Origin of the sequence: Chitinophaga sp. CB10 (assembly GCA_001870995.2) — a bacterium.
In the GTDB taxonomy this organism is placed as follows: Bacteria; Bacteroidota; Bacteroidia; order Chitinophagales; family Chitinophagaceae; genus Chitinophaga.
In genome coordinates, this window is sequence record MLAV02000017.1 from 86,005 (window position 1) to 104,433 (window position 18,429).

Annotated in this window: 14 protein-coding genes; 6 read left to right on the forward strand and 8 right to left on the reverse strand. The window is 50.1% G+C overall.

Translation table 11 applies throughout. The features are described 5' to 3' along the window. Positions 1–75 precede the first annotated feature (75 nt). Positions 76–765, forward strand: a complete 690-nt coding sequence (locus BOC67_RS20785) for a VTT domain-containing protein (protein ID WP_291913190.1) — start codon at positions 76–78, stop codon at positions 763–765. Between the two features lie 93 nt (positions 766–858). Continuing rightward, on the forward strand, positions 859–2,094 hold the full coding sequence (locus BOC67_RS20790) for an MFS transporter (RefSeq protein ID WP_291913191.1): 1,236 nt from the start codon (positions 859–861) through the stop codon (positions 2,092–2,094). Between the two features lie 2 nt (positions 2,095–2,096). On the opposite strand, the gene BOC67_RS20795 is transcribed toward BOC67_RS20790, so the two are convergent. The 3 genes from BOC67_RS20795 to BOC67_RS20805 form a co-directional block, all read right to left on the reverse strand. Then, entirely contained in the window at positions 2,097–2,558 is a 462-nt protein-coding gene (locus BOC67_RS20795; protein ID WP_291913192.1) for a MarR family transcriptional regulator, read from the reverse strand. Between the two features lie 154 nt (positions 2,559–2,712). Continuing rightward, a complete protein-coding gene (mdh, locus tag BOC67_RS20800; protein ID WP_291913193.1) occupies positions 2,713–3,654 on the reverse strand; it encodes a malate dehydrogenase in 942 nt (313 codons plus the stop codon). Positions 3,655–3,872: 218 nt separating this feature from the next. Next, positions 3,873–4,376, reverse strand: a complete 504-nt coding sequence (locus BOC67_RS20805; protein ID WP_291913195.1) for a thioredoxin domain-containing protein — start codon at positions 4,374–4,376, stop codon at positions 3,873–3,875. Positions 4,377–4,566: 190 nt separating this feature from the next. Here BOC67_RS20805 and efp point away from each other — a divergent pair, with 190 nt between their 5' ends. From efp to accC, 3 genes are all read left to right on the forward strand, one after another. Beyond that, entirely contained in the window at positions 4,567–5,130 is a 564-nt protein-coding gene (gene efp / locus BOC67_RS20810) for an elongation factor P (RefSeq protein ID WP_291913198.1), read from the forward strand. Between the two features lie 54 nt (positions 5,131–5,184). Then, complete coding sequence (gene accB, locus BOC67_RS20815) at positions 5,185–5,667, forward strand: acetyl-CoA carboxylase biotin carboxyl carrier protein (protein ID WP_291913200.1); 483 nt, start codon at positions 5,185–5,187, stop codon at positions 5,665–5,667. A 103-nt stretch (positions 5,668–5,770) separates the two neighbouring features. Then, on the forward strand, positions 5,771–7,108 hold the full coding sequence (accC, locus tag BOC67_RS20820; RefSeq protein WP_291913202.1) for an acetyl-CoA carboxylase biotin carboxylase subunit: 1,338 nt from the start codon (positions 5,771–5,773) through the stop codon (positions 7,106–7,108). 121 nt (positions 7,109–7,229) lie between these two features. Here accC and BOC67_RS20825 read toward each other — a convergent pair whose 3' ends face one another. Both BOC67_RS20825 and BOC67_RS20830 read right to left on the reverse strand, forming a co-directional pair. Beyond that, positions 7,230–7,892: a hypothetical protein gene (locus tag BOC67_RS20825; protein ID WP_291913204.1), complete on the reverse strand. Its 663-nt coding sequence runs from the start codon at positions 7,890–7,892 to the stop codon at positions 7,230–7,232. Positions 7,893–8,154: 262 nt separating this feature from the next. Beyond that, the gene (locus BOC67_RS20830; protein ID WP_291913205.1) at positions 8,155–10,344 is read right to left on the reverse strand and encodes a glutamine synthetase III; all 2,190 of its coding nucleotides are present in this window, start codon (positions 10,342–10,344) and stop codon (positions 8,155–8,157) included. Positions 10,345–10,768: 424 nt separating this feature from the next. Between BOC67_RS20830 and purL the strand changes: the two genes are divergently transcribed. Beyond that, complete coding sequence (gene purL / locus BOC67_RS20835; RefSeq protein ID WP_291913206.1) at positions 10,769–12,970, forward strand: phosphoribosylformylglycinamidine synthase subunit PurL; 2,202 nt, start codon at positions 10,769–10,771, stop codon at positions 12,968–12,970. A 169-nt stretch (positions 12,971–13,139) separates the two neighbouring features. Here the strand turns inward: purL and BOC67_RS20840 are convergent, their stop codons facing one another. From BOC67_RS20840 to BOC67_RS20850, 3 genes are all read right to left on the reverse strand, one after another. Further along, positions 13,140–15,464 carry a TonB-dependent receptor gene (locus BOC67_RS20840; protein WP_291913207.1) on the reverse strand — a complete coding sequence of 775 codons (2,325 nt, stop codon included), beginning with the start codon at positions 15,462–15,464 and terminating at the stop codon, positions 13,140–13,142. Continuing rightward, positions 15,461–16,570, reverse strand: a complete 1,110-nt coding sequence (locus BOC67_RS20845; RefSeq protein ID WP_291913208.1) for a PepSY domain-containing protein — start codon at positions 16,568–16,570, stop codon at positions 15,461–15,463. The genes BOC67_RS20840 and BOC67_RS20845 overlap by 4 nt, the downstream gene beginning before the upstream one ends. A 611-nt stretch (positions 16,571–17,181) precedes the next feature. Beyond that, positions 17,182–18,423 (reverse strand): pyridoxal phosphate-dependent aminotransferase family protein, encoded by a 1,242-nt coding sequence (locus BOC67_RS20850; protein WP_291913209.1) that lies wholly within the window; start codon positions 18,421–18,423, stop codon positions 17,182–17,184. Positions 18,424–18,429: the final 6 nt, after the last annotated feature.

Genomic DNA, 18,429 nt, shown 5'->3' on the forward strand with positions numbered 1-18,429 from the left:
CTATTGCCAAACATTAACATTCTCATTAGAGAATAATTTATAATTTACCGATTCCCGAAAGTTATTTAAAAGCGCATGGACCAGATTATAGAGTTATTTAAGCACCTCATTAATCCGTCATGGATTATTGAACACGGAGGGCTGTACCTGTTAGTAGCAATCATTTTTGCAGAAACCGGCCTGTTTGTAGGCTTCTTTCTGCCCGGGGATTCCCTGCTGTTCCTCGCAGGGATCTATGGTAAAGAGTTGAGCGCCAGCTTTTACGATGCTCCTTTTATCGTATTGATGTTGCTCATTGCCCTGGCTGGCGTGCTGGGTAATATTGTGGGCTTCTGGTTCGGACGCAAGTCTGGCCCGCTGCTTTTCAGCCGGAAGGATACCTTCCTGTTTAAGAAGAAACACCTCTTCCAGGCTAAGGAATTTTTTGATAAGCACGGTGGAGGCGCCATCATCCTGGCGCGTTTCCTGCCCATCATCCGCACCTTTGCACCGATTGTAGCGGGCATTGTGGGCATGGAGCGTAAAAAATTCATGGTGTACAACGTGGTAGGTTCCATCAGCTGGGTGTTTTCCATGATGCTGGCCGGTTATTTCCTTGGTAATAAATATCCTACCATTAAAAACCACCTGGAGCTGATCGTGATCATCCTGATCCTGATCACCACGCTGCCGGTGTTGCTGAAGCTGGTGTTCGGCAAGGTGAAAGTGCCGCACGATCACGCGAAGGAAAATCATCCGGATGAACTGACAGAATCCAACAAATAAATTATCAGAAAAATGCCATGAAGTACTATCTTTCATGGCATTTTTGTTTTTATCAACCAGGTAATATTTTTTAAGTCTTTATCAACCACGCACATGAAAACCGAAAGCCAATCCGCTTCCATCTTCAACATTGCCGTCATCGTTGCATCGCTGGGTTATTTTGTCGATATCTACGACCTGTTGTTATTCACCATCGTCCGGGTTCCAAGTTTGCAGTCGCTCGGCCTGCCGCAGAGTGAAATCGACTCCGGTGCGGGGCTGCTGCTGATCAATATCCAAATGCTGGGATTGCTCCTGGGTGGGCTTTTCTGGGGGGTATGGGGAGATAAGAAAGGCCGCCTGAGCGTATTGTTCGGGTCTATCCTCATCTATTCAGTGGCCAATATAGCGAACGGTTTCGTGCAGGGGATCAATGGTTATATACTATGGCGTTTTGTAGCCGGTTTCGGATTGGCGGGGGAGCTGGGCGCCGGCATCACGCTGGTTTCCGAAATCCTGCCGAAGGAAAAGCGGGGCTACGGCACCATGATCGTGGCTACGGTCGGGGTTTCCGGGGCTGTTGCCGCCAACCTGATTGCCAAGGCCGTTGGGGACTGGCGCATATGTTATTTTATAGGCGGAGGTTTGGGTTTGGCCTTGCTGGTACTGCGGATTTCCGTCATGGAATCCCACCTGTTTAACCAGGTGAAGGCTGCCAATACTACCCGGGGCAGCCTGGTGGCGTTGTTTACCAATAAGGCGCGGCTGCTGAAGTACCTGAAATGCGTGTTACTGGGTACGCCCACCTGGTTTGTAGTGGGCATCCTGATTGCGTTTTCCAACAAATTTGCCCGGGAAATGCAGGTGCAGGGAACGATTAACCCGGGGGATGCCGTGGCTTTTTGTTATGCCGGCCTTGTAATCGGCGATTTTAGCAGCGGCGTAATCAGCCAGCTGCTGCGGAGCCGCCGCAAGGTGATGTTGCTCTTCCTGGCGCTGACGGGCATTATGGTGGCAGTGTACCTGAACCTGCACGGCGCGAGCACGGCATTGTTTTATACCGTTTGTTTCCTGATGGGCTTCAGCGTGGGCTTCTGGGCCATATTTGTGACCATTGGGGCGGAGAGCTTCGGGACCAACCTGCGGGCCACGGTGGCCACTACGGTGCCGAATTTTGCCCGGGGCATGCTGCCGCTGATCTCCATCCTGTTTGTGGCGGCGCAGAAATACTTCAATTTATTGCAAAGCGGGGCGATTGTAGCGGTGATATGTATAGGCGTGGCCATGCTGGCTGCCTGGACGATAGAGGAAACCTTTCATAAGGATCTGAACTACCTGGAAGAAATATAGGATCAGGAATAGTGGTCCAGTACTTTATCCAGTAACTGGTTCAGTTGGGCGGCTTCCGCTTCGTTGAGGCCTTTGAGCGCGTTTTCCAGCTCTCCGAGGTCCTCATCGATTTTGCTGAGCAGTTCCAGCCCTTTATCGGTGATACGTACATCTACAGAGCGCCTGTCCAGCTCACTGCTTTTGCGTACTACCAGGTCCGCCTTCCGCAGTCGCTCTACCAGCCGGGAAACGTCGCTCATTTTGTCGAGCATGCGTTCTTTGAGTACGTTGATGCTGGCGGCCTGCGGGTGCTGGCCGCGGAGGATGCGCAGGATGTTAAACTGCTGCATGGTGATATCGTACTTCTTAAAGAATTGCTGGTGGCGGGATGTCAGCCAGTTGCCCACAAAAATCAGACTTACAAGTCCTTTGTGATACTCGTTGAGAAAGGATTTTTGAGTAATTAACTTTTCCAGGTTAGACATATGCACAAAAGATGTATCGATTGTATCAGAATAATAACGAAAATACGATTCTTTTTTTAACAGTAATTAACACTTGCAGGTTTTAATTCCTTGAAAATAAAAAGGATCGGCGGTTATGCAGCTGCCGATCCTTTTACTGTCTTCAGTGGAATTATTATACTTTTTGTTCTTTCATGTTGTCCAGCACGTCCATCACTTCTTTCACGTGTTGGGCGGAGGTTTGGAGCAAGGCTTTTTCTTCCTCGTTGAGCCGGAGTTCTATAATTTTTTCGATCCCGTTTTTGCCCAGTACCACGGGTACGCCGAGGTAGATGTTTTGCAGGCCGTATTCGCCGGTGAGCCATGCGCACACGGGGAATACGCGTTTTTCATCTTTGAGGATGGCTTCTACCATTTGTGCAGCCGCTGCGCCGGGGGCGTACCAGGCGGAGGTGCCGAGGAGGTTGACGATTTCGCCGCCACCTACTTTGGTGCGCTGGATGATAGCGTCCAGTTTATCTTTCGCCACCAGTTCCGTAACGGGGATGCCGGCCACGGTAGTATAGCGGGGGAGTGGTACCATGGTATCGCCATGGCCTCCCATGAGGATGGCCTGAATATCTTTAGGGGAGCAGCCGATTTCGTCGGCCAGGAAAGCGCGGTAGCGGGCGGTATCCAGGATGCCGGCCATGCCAAACACTTTGCTGCTGTCTTTTTTAGCGGTCAGGTAGGCGCAATAGGTCATTACGTCGAGCGGGTTGCTCACCACGATGATTACTGCGTTGGGGGAGTGTTTGGTAACGTTTTCTGTAACGGACCTTACGATGTTGGCATTGGTAGAGATCAGGTCATCCCTGCTCATGCCGGGTTTGCGGGGCAGGCCGGAGGTGATGACTACCACGTCGCTGTTGGCGGTTTTGGAATAGTCGTTGGTAACCCCGGTTACCTTTGTGCTGTAATAGTCGATGGGAGCTTGTTGCCAGGTATCTAGCGCTTTCCCTTCTGCTGTTCCCTCCTTGATATCAAGCAAAACCACCTCCGTTAAGAAATCTCTGTGTGCAAGCACGTTGGCGCAGGTGGCTCCCACATTACCGGCTCCTACTACTGTAACTTTCATCTTGTCTATGGCTTTTAGGTGAACGAAAAATTTATGGTAATGAATTTACGGAATTGGGTCCAACAAATCAGTTTTAGCGGGTATTTTAATTTTGGGGGGAGAAGATTTATGCGCCCCTGGGCGGCCATGTAGCGTCCGCGAGCGCTGCTGCAGGGGATATGCCGGTGTGAACGGGAGAGAGAAGAGGAAGCAGCCTTAGATCTCTCTCCCAAAAAAATTTATTTATTTAAATAGTAGAGGAGGGAATCCACTTTGGCGGAACCTTCAAAACCCTTGATAAACTTGTCCTTAGCGCTGTAGATGTACAGGCCGGGGAAGAAGTGCAGGTCATAGAAGTACATGATCTGGCGGGTAGGCTCGCTGGCCATAATGATATTCGGGTATTTGGCGATGTTGTATTGTTTGTAGTATTCCTTCATCTGGTCTACGTTGAAGGGCGTCACCATGAGGATCTGGTATTTTTTGAATTTATCGATGTTTTTGAGGACTTCTTCCGTCAGGTGCTTGCAATGGTCGCAATCCACGCTGAAGACGAATACCATGGTTTTTTCTTTTCTCAGGTCGTTTTTGGTGATGACGTGGCCATCCGGGAGGGTCATTTTAAAGGCCGGAATCACCGGGTACTGCAGATAAGGAGGTTTGGTATTGGAGGCGGCTGTATTGAACTGGGCTTTCAGCAACATGGGCATGCAGGCGCACAGCAGTAAAAACAAATAACGCATAGTTCAGAGTTTCTTAAATTTTGGGGTCAATTTACCCCTTTAATGTCATTTTCTGCATAAAAATGAAGAAAAATGGGTCAAAAAGAACGTATTCTGCCTATTTTTGGAAGGAAATTGATTGTTCATATGCGAAAATTTTTACTTTTGCATTCCTTATAAATTTTTAACTTAAAAAAATCAGTAAGCTTTTATGGCTACCACCGCAGATATCAGAACAGGATTAATCATCAAGCTGGATAACAGTTTGTATTCTGTTGTAGAGTTTGGTCAGAACAAAACCGCCCGCGCAGCAGCAAAGGTTTGGGCTAAATTGAAGGGCGTTGACAACACACGTTCTATCGAACATACCTGGAACTCCGGCGATACGATTTATCCGGTTCGTATCGAGAAGAAGCCTTTCCAATTCTTATATAAAGATGAGAGTGGTTACAACTTCATGGACAACGAAACTTTCGAGCAGATCGTGATGGAAGAGCACACCATTGATGCGCCTCAGTTCCTTAAAGACGGCCAGGAAGTAATGGTACAGATCAACACTGAAACTGACCAGTACATGGCTGTAGAGCTGCCGGATAAAATCGTTGCGCTGGTAACTTACTCAGAACCAGGCGTTAAGGGTGATACCGCTACCCGTACTTTAAAACCTGCTACTATCGAAACCGGTGCTACCGTGATGGTGCCGCTGTTTGTGGATGAGGGCGAGCTGATCCGTGTGAACACCAAGACCGGCGAATACATCGAGAGAGTAAAATAATTTGTCAGACTATTAGACTAACTATATCACATTTCTAAACCAAAAGCTGTCTACATGGACTTTAAACAGATTCAGGAACTGGTAAAGATGATTAACAAATCAAACATCAGTGAACTGAGCATCGAGCAGGACAAGTTTAAGATTACAATAAAACAGAAAGAAAACGAAGTACAACAGGTTATTGCGGTACCTGCCCCAGCGGCTCCGGTACAGGCTGTAGCACCTGTAGCTCCTGCAGCTGCCCCTGTTGCGCCTGCTGCTCCTGCGGCCACTGCTCCGGCTGCGCCTAAGGCCGACAACCTGATTACCATTAAATCTCCTATGATCGGTACCTTCTACCGTTCTGCGGGTCCTGATAAGCCGCCATTCGTCAACGTAGGTGATGAAGTAGCGCCAGGTAAAGTGGTTTGCATCATCGAAGCGATGAAACTGTTCAATGAAATCGAGAGTGAAGTAACTGGTAAAATCGTGAAAGTGCTCGTTGAAGACGCTTCTCCGGTTGAATACGACCAGCCTTTATTCTTAGTAGAACCATAATTGCATGTAGCCTTTGGTTGTTAGCCTTTAGTTTTCGCATTGTTGCATAACTAAAGGCTAATTTCTGGGGGCTATTCTCTTTTCTTAACTTATCAGGAAAACAATGTTCAAAAAAATATTGATTGCTAACCGTGGAGAGATTGCCCTCCGTATTATCCGTACCTGTAAGGAGATGGGTATTAAAACGGTGGCAGTATATTCCACTGCAGATAAAGACAGCCTGCATGTGAAGTTTGCAGACGAGGCGGTTTGTATCGGAAAGCCGCAGAGCAGCGAGTCATATCTGAATATCCCTCACCTGATGGCGGCGGCGGAAATCACCAACGCGGACGCTATCCACCCTGGTTACGGTTTCCTTGCTGAAAACGCGCGTTTCGCCGAGATCTGCGGTGAGCACGGCATTAAATTTATCGGCCCTACTCCGGAGATGATCCGCAAAATGGGAGATAAGATGACGGCTAAAGAAACCATGATTGCTGCCGGCGTACCGGTAATTCCAGGTTCTGAAGGTTTGCTCAAAGACGTAGCCGAAGCTAAAATGCTGGCCGCTAAGATGGGCTATCCCGTGATCATGAAAGCTACTGCCGGCGGCGGTGGTAAAGGTATGCGCGTGGTATGGGAAGAAGCTGAGCTGGAAAATGCCTACAACATGGCTAAGAATGAAGCCCGTGCTGCATTCAACAACGACGGTATTTACATGGAGAAATTCGTGGAAGAGCCGCGCCATATTGAAATCCAGGTAGCGGGCGACCAATACGGTAAAGTATGTCACCTCTCCGAAAGGGATTGCTCGATCCAGCGCCGTCACCAGAAACTGGTAGAAGAATCGCCTTCTCCGTTCATGACGCCTGAACTGCGTGAGAAAATGGGCGCAGCCGCTATCGCAGCCGCCAGCGCTATCAACTACGAAAGCGTTGGTACTATTGAGTTCCTCGTGGATAAGCACCGTAACTTCTACTTCATGGAAATGAACACCCGTATCCAGGTAGAACACTGTGTGACCGAGGAAGTGATCAACTTTGACCTGATCAAGGAACAGATCAAGATTGCAGCCGGTATTCCTATTTCCGGTAAAAACTATACGCCGCAGATGCACGCGATTGAGTGCCGTATCAATGCGGAGGATCCGTACAACGACTTCCGTCCGTCCCCGGGCAGGATTACTACCCTGCATATCCCGGGCGGTCATGGCGTACGTGTGGATTCGCATATCTATGCCGGTTATGTGATTCCTCCTTTCTATGATTCCATGGTGGCTAAAATCATCGCCGTGGCGCAAACCCGTGAAGAAGCGATCAATACCATGGAGCGCGCACTGAGCGAGTTTGTAATCGAAGGGGTTAAAACTACCATTCCTTTCCATCAGCAGCTGATGAAGAACGAAGACTTCCGTAAGGGTAACTTTACTACGAAGTTTATTGAGTCTTTCCAGATGCAGTAAGGACAAGTGATTATAAGAACGGCTCCTGGCTTTAAGGTCAGGAGCTTTTTTATTGGAGGTGTTTTTAAACGCAAAAGGGCCGCCCGGCGGGCGACCTTTTTTTTATTGCCTGATGTAATGATTATTTGCCGTCAGCAGTGTTTTGCTCTTTCTTAAACGCTTTCGGTCCTTTGTGGTGACCGCCATGTTTGTGACGCTTTTTAAAATTGTCCGCCATGGCCTGGTATTGCTGGTACTGGTCCGCATTGAGGACTGATTTTACCTGCGTATCCTTCTCGGCTTTGAGCGCTTTCATTTTAGCCAGCTGGTCTTGTTTGGACACGGTGCTGTCTTTACGGACAGCGTGTGCTTTGGCCTTGAAATCCTTGTGGATGGCCTGCATTTTCGCGGCCTGGTCGTCTGATAGGCCGAGGGCTTCCTTCATGGCCTTTTTGCCGTGGGCGCTATCGCTGCGATGCCTTTTATGCTGGCGCATATCCGCCATTTTATTTTTCATGGCAGTGTGCTGCTGTTCCCATTTTGCGGCCTGGTCCGGCGTGAGTACGGATTTTACCTTCGCTTCCCGGGCCTGGCTGATGGCCTGCATTTTAGCTTTTTTATCAGCCGGGGAAAGACTGGAATCCTTGCGAACCTGTTGTGCGTCTTTGATAAAGGATTTGTTTATGTCTTTCAGTTTTGTTTGCTGTTCAGCGGTCAGGTTCAATGGCTTAGACCTGGCAGAATCCTGCGCCATGGCCGGAATCGTTGCTGCCATCAGGCAGATCAAGAGTAAGTTCTTAAGCATATTGGTTGTTTTCAGTTTTAGACCCCGGGGTGGTCCGGGAGTTTAAAAATGAAATGTTTAAGATATGGTAAAATTTAGTTAAATGGGAGGTAAGTAATTGGTTTATAGATGATTGCCTGGGGATGGGTCCTGCTTTTTGAAGAGGGGGCTTGCGGTAATTGGCGCTTGAAGCATTAGTGTTTGGCGAATGGGCGCTTTACGGAAAAACAAAGCCCCGGATGAAAATCCGGGGCTAATCATACACCAAAACAATCTTACGGTTTTATCGCAAGAAAAGCAGCTCTCTGTATTTAGGCAATGCCCATTTCTTGTCATCAACCAGGAACTCCAGTTTATCGGAGTGGTAGCGGATCACATCAAAGTAAGGCTTGATTTTCTCACAATAGTCGATCGCTTTCTGGCGGCTGTCGGTAAGTTTATTAGCAACTTTGCGCGCCTCGATCATAGCCTGTACGTTTTCACTGATGACATTAATATGTTCAGAAATTTTAGCAGCGATTTGTTTCTGCGCTTTCACTGACTCTTCGCCGAGACCAATTTCTTTCAGGCCTTTGATGTTTTCGATCAGCTCATTGAGGTAGCTGATAGCAGAAGGCAGGATAGTGTTGGTAGCGAGGTCGCCGATTACGCGGGCTTCGATCTGCACTTTTTTCACGTAGTCTTCCAGGAGGATTTCGTGACGGGCGTGCAGTTCTTTTTCGTTGTACACACCTACTTCGGTGAACAGTTTGGTAGCTTTAGGCGTAACGAAAGCGTCGAGTGCTTTAGGAGTGGTTTTGATATTTTCAAGACCTCTTCTTTCAGCTTCTTTTTCCCACTCTTCGGAATAACCGTCTCCTTCGAACAGGATTCTTTCCGAATCTACAATATATTTTCTAAGAGTTTGCATAATTGCAATCTCTTTTTTCTCACCTTTTTCGATCAGGCCATCCACTTCCACTTTAAAGTCGGTCAGGGTTTTAGCCACGATAGAGTTCAGCACGGTCATTGCGGAAGCGCAGTTAGCGGAAGAACCTACGGCGCGGAACTCGAACTTGTTACCAGTGAAGGCGAACGGAGAAGTACGGTTACGGTCGGTGTTGTCCAGCATCAGTTCCGGAATGTGACGGTGCAGGTCCAGTTTCAGGATAGCCTCGTCCTGTTCGTCGAACTTGTTGTTTACGCGGGTTTTAACTTCCTGCAGTACTTCGTAGAGGTATTTACCGGAGAATACGGAGATGATGGCAGGAGGAGCTTCGTTGGCGCCCAGACGGAAGTCGTTGGACGGAGAAGCGATAGACGCTCTGAGGAGGTCAGCGTAGTCATGTACCGCTTTGATCGTGTTCACGAAGAAAGTGAGGAACATGAGGTTGGTCTTAGGAGTTTTACCGGGAGCCAGCAGGTTTACGCCGGTGTCGGTAGCCATAGACCAGTTATTGTGTTTACCGGAACCGTTGATACCGGCAAATGGTTTCTCGTGCAGGAGTACTTTCAGTTTGTGGCGTTTCGCTACTTTGTTCATGATGTCCATCAGCAGAGAGTTGTGGTCAACTGCGATGTTCACTTCTTCAAAGATAGGCGCGCACTCGAACTGGGAAGGAGCTACCTCGTTGTGGCGGGTTCTCAGCGGAATACCCAGTTTGTAGGATTCTTCTTCGAAATCGCGCATGTAAGCGTAAGCTCTTTCAGGGATAGCGCCGAAGTAGTGGTCTTCCAGCTGCTGACCTTTGGAAGGCGCGTGACCTACCACGGTACGGCCGGTCATGATCAGGTCAGGACGGGCGTTAGCCAGGTTTTCGTCTACCAGGAAGTATTCCTGTTCCCAACCGAGGGTAGGCGTAACTTTGGTAACGTTCTTATCGAAATAGTTACATACGTCTACCGCAGCTTTGTCGATCGCAGCGAGGGCTTTCAGCAAAGGCGCTTTGTAGTCCAGTGATTCACCGGTGTATGAAACGAAGATAGTAGGAATGCAGAGGGTTTTACCATAACCTTGCTCCAGGATGAAGGCTGGAGAAGATGGGTCCCATGCAGTATAACCGCGAGCTTCGAAGGTTGCTCTCAGACCGCCATTCGGGAAGCTGGAAGCATCTGGCTCCTGTTGTACCAGCGCATCACCGTCAAAAGTTTCGAGGGCAGAGCCATCGCTTTTCAGGGTGAAGAAAGAGTCATGTTTTTCAGCGGTAGTACCAGTCAGCGGTTGGAACCAGTGCGTGTAGTGAGTTACACCTTTTTTCATTGCCCAGGCTTTCATACCGGAGGCAATCTGCTCAGCCATTTTGCGCTCAAGCTTGGTGCCGTTCTTAATTGAGTTCATCAGGCTCTTGTAAGCCTCATCGCTCAGGTATTCACGTACAATTCTTCCGGCAAATACGTTAGAACCGAAAACTTCGGTGATTTTGCCATTATGCTCGGTGAGTTTGGAGTCTACGCCAGCTAATCCTTCCAGCGCGGTAAAACGTAACGATTGCATGCTGTAATTAATTTTACACAAAAGAACACAATAACACCGGTAAATGCAATAAAATTGTTCACTTTAACCAAAAAATTACATTTTGGGTCGAAAAAAGCAGCGAATTTTTCCATTTGGTCAAAAAAAAGAGGGTAGCGGAGTCTAAAACTGATAAATTAAAAAATTATTAATATAATAAGCGCTTGTACATCTTATGGGAAAATATTTCTATCTCATACCCAGGGCAGGTTTGGGAGGAAAAGTACCCCTGAAACTATCTTATAGCTCATAGTGACTTCCGGCAGGATTTTAACGTATAGCCGGCCCCGTATTATAATAATACGGCTAAATAATCCGGTAAGAGTACCGGGGTTCACTTTGGCAGTTGTATGAAAATCATGTAATTTGTATTACCCATTATTCACTCGTTTTATACCTTATAAGCATGCAAACTACCGTAGAAATTGCTGAACAGTTGGGACTTACCGCTGACGAGTTTGAAAGAGTAAAATCCACGTTAGGCCGATCCCCAAACTTCACTGAACTGAGTATGTACGCCGCCATGTGGAGCGAGCACTGCAGTTACAAAAATTCGCTGGTATGGCTCAAAACCCTGACCCGCGAAGGCGATCACCTGCCGGTGAAAGCAGGGGAGGAAAATGCCGGCCTGGTAGACATTGGCGACGGCAACGCCGTGGTGTTCAAAATAGAATCACATAACCACCCGTCCGCCATTGAGCCCTTCCAGGGCGCGGCCACGGGCGTGGGAGGCATCCACCGCGATATATTTACCATGGGCGCACGCCCCATTGCAGAGCTGAACTCCCTGCGGTTCGGCAGCATCAGCAACGCCAAATCAAGGGAAAATATGAAAGGCGTGGTAGCCGGCATCAGCCACTACGGAAAGGATTTCGGCGTGCCGACCGTTGGCGGGGAAGTGTATTTTGAAAGCAACTACCAAACCAACCCGCTGGTAAACGTGATGAGCGTAGGCGTGGTAAAAACCGGGCAGACGATTTCCGCGACGGCGTATGGAGACGGTAACCCCGTGTTTATCGTAGGGGGCCTCACTGGCAAGGATGGCATCGGGGGCGCGGTATTCGCATCGGCCGACATCACGGAAGACAGTGCGGAAGACCTGCCGGAAGTACAACAGAGCAACCCCGCCCTGGGGAAAAGGCTCATGGAAGCCTGCCTGGAAGTAGCGCCCACCAAAGCGCTCATCGGCATGCAGGACATCGGCGCTGCCGGCATCACCTGCTGCGCTGCGGAAATGAGCGCCAAAGGCGAACATGGGATGATCCTGCAATTGGATAAAGTGCCTGCCCGCCACCCCAACATGCGGGCCTGGGAAATCCTGCTCAGCGAAAGCCAGGAGCGGATGCTCATGGTCGTGAAAAAAGGACAGGAGCAGGTAGTAACGGAAATCTTTTCCAAATGGGAGCTGCAATGCGCGCAAATAGGCCATGTGACTGCCGATAAAAGCCTGAAATGCTACCTGCATGAAACGCTGGAAGCGGACGTGCCGGCATTTTCCCTCGTACCGGGAGGCGGCGCTCCGCAATACCACCGCGCGTACACCGTGCCGGCCTATTTTGAAAAAATCAGACCTTTTGATATCCAGTTCATCCCGGATACGGATAACCCTTCGTTTGTAGCGGAGCGCATGATTGCCCAGGCGAATATCGCTTCCAAGCGCTGGATATATAACCAGTTCAACGGCGGCGCCACCGCCCCCAGCGATGCGGCCATAGTGCCGCTGCCGGGTATGGATAAGGCGCTGGCGGTGACTACCGACTGTAACAGCCGCTACGTGTATGCGGACCCGCACGTGGGCGCGCAGATAGCCGTAGCGGAAGCCGCCCGCAACCTCGTATGCTCCGGCGCGGAGCCGCTGGCAATTTCCAACTGCCTGAACTTCGGCAACCCGTACGATCCGGAAGTGTACTACCAGTTCGTATATGCGCTGAAAGGCGTTACAGAAGCCTGCCGCAAGTTCAATACGCCTATCACCGGGGGCAACGTCAGCTTCTACAACCAGTCGCCCGACGGGGCTATTTACCCTACGCCGGTAATCGGAATGATCGGTATCCTGGAAAGCAGGGACGCCGTGCTCACGCAGGGGTTCAAGCAGGAGGGCGACTACATCTACCTCCTGGGTCGCAGCCGCAATGATATCAGCAGTTCCGAATACCTGCACAAGATCATCGGCATTGAATACAGCCCGGTTCCGCACTTCAACATAGAGGAAGAGCTGCACCTGCAGCGGGCCGTATCCAAACTGCATAAGGCGGGCGTATTGCAGTCCGCCCACGATGTGAGCGAAGGCGGCCTGTTCATCTCCGTATTCGAAAGCGCGATCCCCAACGGCCTCGGTTTCGACATCCGTACGAACGACAACTTCCGCACGGACGCCTTCCTCTTTGGCGAAAGCCAGAGCCGCGTGATTGTATCCATCCGGCCGGAGGACAAGGAGAAGTTTGACGCCGTGATTCATTCCATTATTGATGCAACGGACGTATCCATTCGCGCTGAAAAAATCGGCGTGGTGAAAGGGGATGCCATCGTAGTGGATGATGAAGTATGGGGTAAGGTAGCGGATTGGAAAAAGATTTATAATACCGCGCTGGAGGAAAATCTTAAATAGGAAACGTAACAGGGAAGGCGCCGCCTGTCGCGGCCTGTGTAAAAACGGCAGCCTGCGGTGATGGCCCTGTTCTGAGGACGTGCAGGCGATCGCAGCGGCCTTGGATCTCTCCCTAAAAAAATAAAATAGCAGTAAAAAGCCCATTGCGCAAGCAATGGGCTTTTTGTTATCAGAACCTGTAATTCAGGCCGAGGTTGAATCTTGCGCCGGCGCCTTTGATATAGCTGTCCGTTACTACGCGGGACTGTGCCAGCACCGGGTAGTAGTCCGCGTTGAAGAGGTTATCCACACCCAAACGCAGGGTGGTGGCCTTGTTGAAATGATACGCGGTATAGAGGTTCACGAGGCTGAAGCTGCTGACAGGGCCAGTGCCCAGGTCCCAGTCGCCTTTGGAATTGGGCGAGAAGCGCTTGCGGGAACCGCTGTAGATGTAATACAGGCCGAGGTCCAGCTTCTGACGGAAGGGCGAATAGTTCACATTCACCGTCGCTTTATCAGGCGTGATGCGGCTTCCGGGCAGGTACACCTTACCGGCGGCGGTTTCCTTTTTGCCCTCTACATGCGCATAGGAGGCGTTTACGGAGAGGTTGGCGAGGAACTGGTAACCGGCGGTAAATTCAAAGCCCTGGATGCGCTCCGGCGCGCGTTCCGGCGTGGCTACCCCATTGATATCCACCAGGCTGCTGCCCAGGTTGGAAGTGCTGATGAAGTAAGCGCCGCTGGCATTGAATTTCCCGATGTTGCTATTGAAGCCGGCTTCGTAGTTATTGGTAATGATAGCGTCCGTCTGGATGGAACCGTTGACGCTGGCGCCTCCCGGCACATCTTTGGCGAGGCGGAGCGTGCGCCCCAGGTCGTACAGGCTAAAGCTCTGGGAGAAGCTGACGAACGGATTGAAATAATCGAACCGGGTATAACGCAGGCCTGCATTGTATGTCAGCGCATCGTAGGGCAGGTTGCCGCCTTTCACCTTCACGCCGCCGGCATAGTTGCCGAATTTAATGGTGGTAAAATCCGGGATATCGAGGGAAACATTTTCGTAACGCACGCCAGCCTTCAGGAGGAAATCCTTGAAGATATAGGCTTTCAGCTGGGCATAAGGCGCGTAGTTTTTCATATCCATCCTGGGCACAAACTTGCGGCCGTCTACCAGGGGCTGTTCGGTGACATCGTTGAGCACGTCGAGTCCGTACGTGATATCCCCGTGTAGATCCGGGCTGATATTCAGCAGGGTATTGAAGTTGGCGCGAATACCCTTTTTGCGGGAGGTGATGGCAGAGTTGCCGCCGCCTTCATAGAAATCGGAATATTCGAAGATAGTATAAAAATCCTGGTAGTAGATATTCACATCCAGGGAGGTGTTTTTGAAAATATGTTTGTTAGTGTACGTCAGGTAGGCGTTGTGGTTATACGGCGTGCCCTGCTTTGCGCCCGGCAGCGTGCCCAATACGCCGGTGATAGGGCTTTCGCCGAATTTGCCGCCGGAGTTGATGTAGGTGGAGTTCTGCATGGTGCGGTAGTAGTTGTACATCAGTTCAATGCGGTTATTGTCATTGATGTTGTAGCCTACTTTGGCAAATGCGTTGATATTCTCGTTTTGCGCGAGGGATTGGAACGGGGCGATCACTTCGCCTTTGGCGTCTTTATACACGCCGGTTTGTTCGTAGGTCCCGTTTACCACGTAATCGAATTTATTAAGCGTACCGCTGAGGGTTTGGGATACGCGGCCGCCCATGCTGTTGGCTGCGCTGGTGAGGGAGCCGGCGGTGCTGACGTCTGTAGCGCCGCTGATCTTTTTATCGCCGGTGGCTTTTTTGGTGATGAAGTTGATGATACCACCGTCCGCGCCGTTGCCGTAGATGGCGGTAGCGCCTTTGATCACTTCCACGCGTTCTATAACGGAAACGTCTATACTACGCATGTCCTTATCCCCGTTGCGGAGCGGGGTGGATTGCGGGATACCGTCGATCATGATGAGCATGCTGCGGCCGCGGAGGGTCTCTCCTTTTTTGGTGGCGGTGTTGGTACCGAGGGTGAGGCCGGGTACGTTCAGGCCCAGCAGCTGGTTGATGTCCGTAGTGATGGCGCTTTGCTCCTGCAGCTGTTTACCGGAGATGATGGTGATGGAGCTGGGTACGGTACCGATGGTTTCCCTGTTACGGCCGGCGGTGACTACTACTTCCCCGAGGCCAACTTTCGCATTGTCGATCAGCAGGTTGAGCGCGAGGTTATCGTTTTGGAGCGTTACTTCCTTTTCAATCGTCGTATAGCCGATACCGGTAGCGATCAGTTTATAGTTGCCCGGCTTTACATCCCGGATGGTGAAACCGCCGTCGTTGTTGGTGATGGCGTGTTTTTGGGTGCCGGCCAGGTAGATGCGGAGGCCGGGAACGGCGTTGCCGGTGCTGTCCTGTATTTTTCCCGTAATATTTTGTGCGGCGAGTTGTAAGGTCGCCAGTAATAATGCAAGGCCGAAGGAAACGAGCTTCTTCATTTGTCTGTTATTAATGATCCTTTGTGGATGGATTTCCGTTGTGATGTGATAATGAATTTGCGGCGGTACCATATCAGGAAACCTGACAGGGATAGCAGGCCGGGGGCGAGGCCAAACAAGGACCAGATTATTTTCAGCGGGAGGCCGCCGTAGTTGCCAAAGTGCAGTTGCGGTACGATGGCGGCGAATTTATCTGCGAATTTCGCGTGATGGATGGCGGCTACTTTTTGTATTTCGCCGGTTTTATTATCGAAGTACACGGAGGAGGCAAACTGGCCCCAGATGGGGGATTCGCCGGCATGGCCGAGGATGCGCACGGGCGCGTCCGCCTTTTTGGGAGGGCGTACGCCCATGACGGTCAGCCCGGGGATGGCTTTACGGGCTTCGGTTACCAGCCGGTCATAGTCCAGGTTAGTGGGAATTTCTTTGGAGGCGGTGAGTTTGCCTTTACGGGAGTCGATCACTTTTTGCACCATGATGATGCCGGTGATGACGATGACGAGGTTAAACAGGATGGCCCAGACGCCCAGGATGCGGTGGAGGTTACGCCAGCGGCGGTTGCGGTGGCTCCATTCGAGTTTTACCCGGAAAGTAAGCACTTTGCCGAACGCGTGGCGGTAGATCCAGGCGCCGGTAAGCAGGGAGATGGCGAGCAGGATGGCCATCACGAGTATGATTTGGGCGCCGGTTTTTCCGGAAAGCAGGGAGAAGTGGAAGTAGAGGACTTTTCCCATGAAATAGTCCGTATTACCTCTCTGGCCTACCACTTGTGCGGTGTATGGGTTTACGAAGAAGTACACTTTGCGTTCCGCGTCATATTCCGCGCGGATGATGGTGGTTTCGTCCGGCGATTGCGGGAGGCGGGTCGCCATGAGGTAGGGCTGATCCGGCTGTACCAGCTGGCGTACGGCCTGGAATTGTTGTTGGAGGGGGAGGTAATTTTTTCCGGGGGAGATATGATAGGCGCTGTGGTACAATGCCTCGTCCAGCTCATCATTGAAGACGAGCATTGAGCCGGTGGCACTAATGAGCAAAAGGAACAAGCCTGCCAATAACCCGGCGAGGCGGTGTATCCTGAAAACTTGTTTACTCCAAATCTTTCTCAACCCTTAAATACTTTACTTCCTTATCAATGAAAATTGGCAGGCACGAATGTGTTATGAGGAATCGCCGTTATGCTATAACCATGCAGGACCTGATACTTTTCTGAGCTACTTTTTTTCTTGCGATGCAAAGGTAGAACAGTCCTGATTTTTTCATTTACGCAATCCGGAAAATTATTGCGCGGTATCGGGAAATTGGCGGGAGGGTGATTTATTATCGCAGTAGATATTTTTAACAAGCCGTTAACAAAATACAACGTTTGTGTTATGAAATCTTAACGGGAGAAGTCTATTTTTGAATAGAATCAAATGCGAACGATTTCTGAATTAAAGAAATCATCACCATATAAATAATTTGGAATCAACAGATTCTAACTTTCTATGAAGACCAGTTCTCTACCATGTCCTAATGAAAACAAGTGAACTTTACACCTAGTGAAAGAACGATTTGTTGTAAGGGCTGCGCACAAGGCGTGGCCCTTTTGTTTTATATGAAATGGGGTGTTTGGAAATTTTGTTGGTGAGTTATTCGTGGTTGATGAAGCCATCCTTCTAACAAAATACCCTTTGTGCCGGGCACAAAGGGTATCCTGTAAAAAAATATATAGCGTTCACTATACCATTGGAATTTCCGCCACTTCATACACTTTGGCGTCCAGCTTCGCTTTGGTTTCGCTGAAGGCTTTGAGTGTCAGCTCGATATCCTCGTCGCTGTGCGCAGCGGTCGGGATAATGCGGTAGATGATCTGGCCTTTCGGAATAACCGGATATACCACGATAGAGCAGAAGATATTGTAGTTTTCGCGCAGGTCCAGGCACATAGCGGTAGCTTCCGGAATATCGCCCTGGAGGTAGATCGGCGTAACAGGGGAGTTGGTGTGGCCGATGTTGAAGCCCCTGTCTTTCAGGCCCTGCTGGAGTTTGCGGACATTATCCCAGAGTTTGGCTTTAAACTCAGGGTGTTTGCGCATCAGCTGCACGCGTTTCAGGTGACCGATTACGATTGGCAGCGGGAGGGATTTAGCGAAGATCTGGGAGCGCATGTTATAGCGCAGGTAGTTGATGATGGCTTTATCGCCGCTGATGAAACCACCGATGGAAGCGCCGGATTTAGCGAAGGTGTTGAACAGCAGGTCAATTTTATCCTGAACGCCCTGTTCTTCACCGGTACCGGCGCCGGTAGCGCCCATGGTACCGAAGCCGTGCGCGTCGTCTACCATCAGGCGGAATTCATATTTATCTTTCAGTGCAGCAATTTCTTTCAGTTTACCCTGATCACCGGCCATACCGAATACGCCTTCGGTGATTACGAGGATACCGCCACCGGAGGTTTTAGCCAGTTCAGTAGCGCGTTTCAGTTGTTTTTCGAGGTCTTCGATGTCATTGTGTTTGAACACATAACGGTGACCCTGGTGCAAACGCAGGCCGTCGATCAGGCAGGCGTGTGCTTCAGCGTCGTACACGATGATATCGCGACGGTTACATATAGCATCAATGGCGCTCATAAAGCCCTGGTAACCATAGTTTACCAGTGTGGTATCTTCTTTACCCATGTAGTCGGAAAGCTCTTTTTCCAGCTGTTCGTGGTAATTGGTGTTACCAGTCATCATGCGGGCTCCCATAGGAGCAGCTAATCCAAATTCAGCGGCAGCCTGCGCGTCTGTGGCACGCACTTCCGGGTGGTTGGCCAGTCCCAGGTAGTTGTTCAGGCTCCATACAATTTTCTCTTTGCCCCGGAATTTCATGCGGGGACCTATTTCTCCTTCCAGTTTAGGGAATGCGAAATAGCCATGGGCTCTGTCTGAATGTTCCCCTATAGGGCCCATATGTTTCAGCAGTTTCTCGAAAATATCCATATGCTA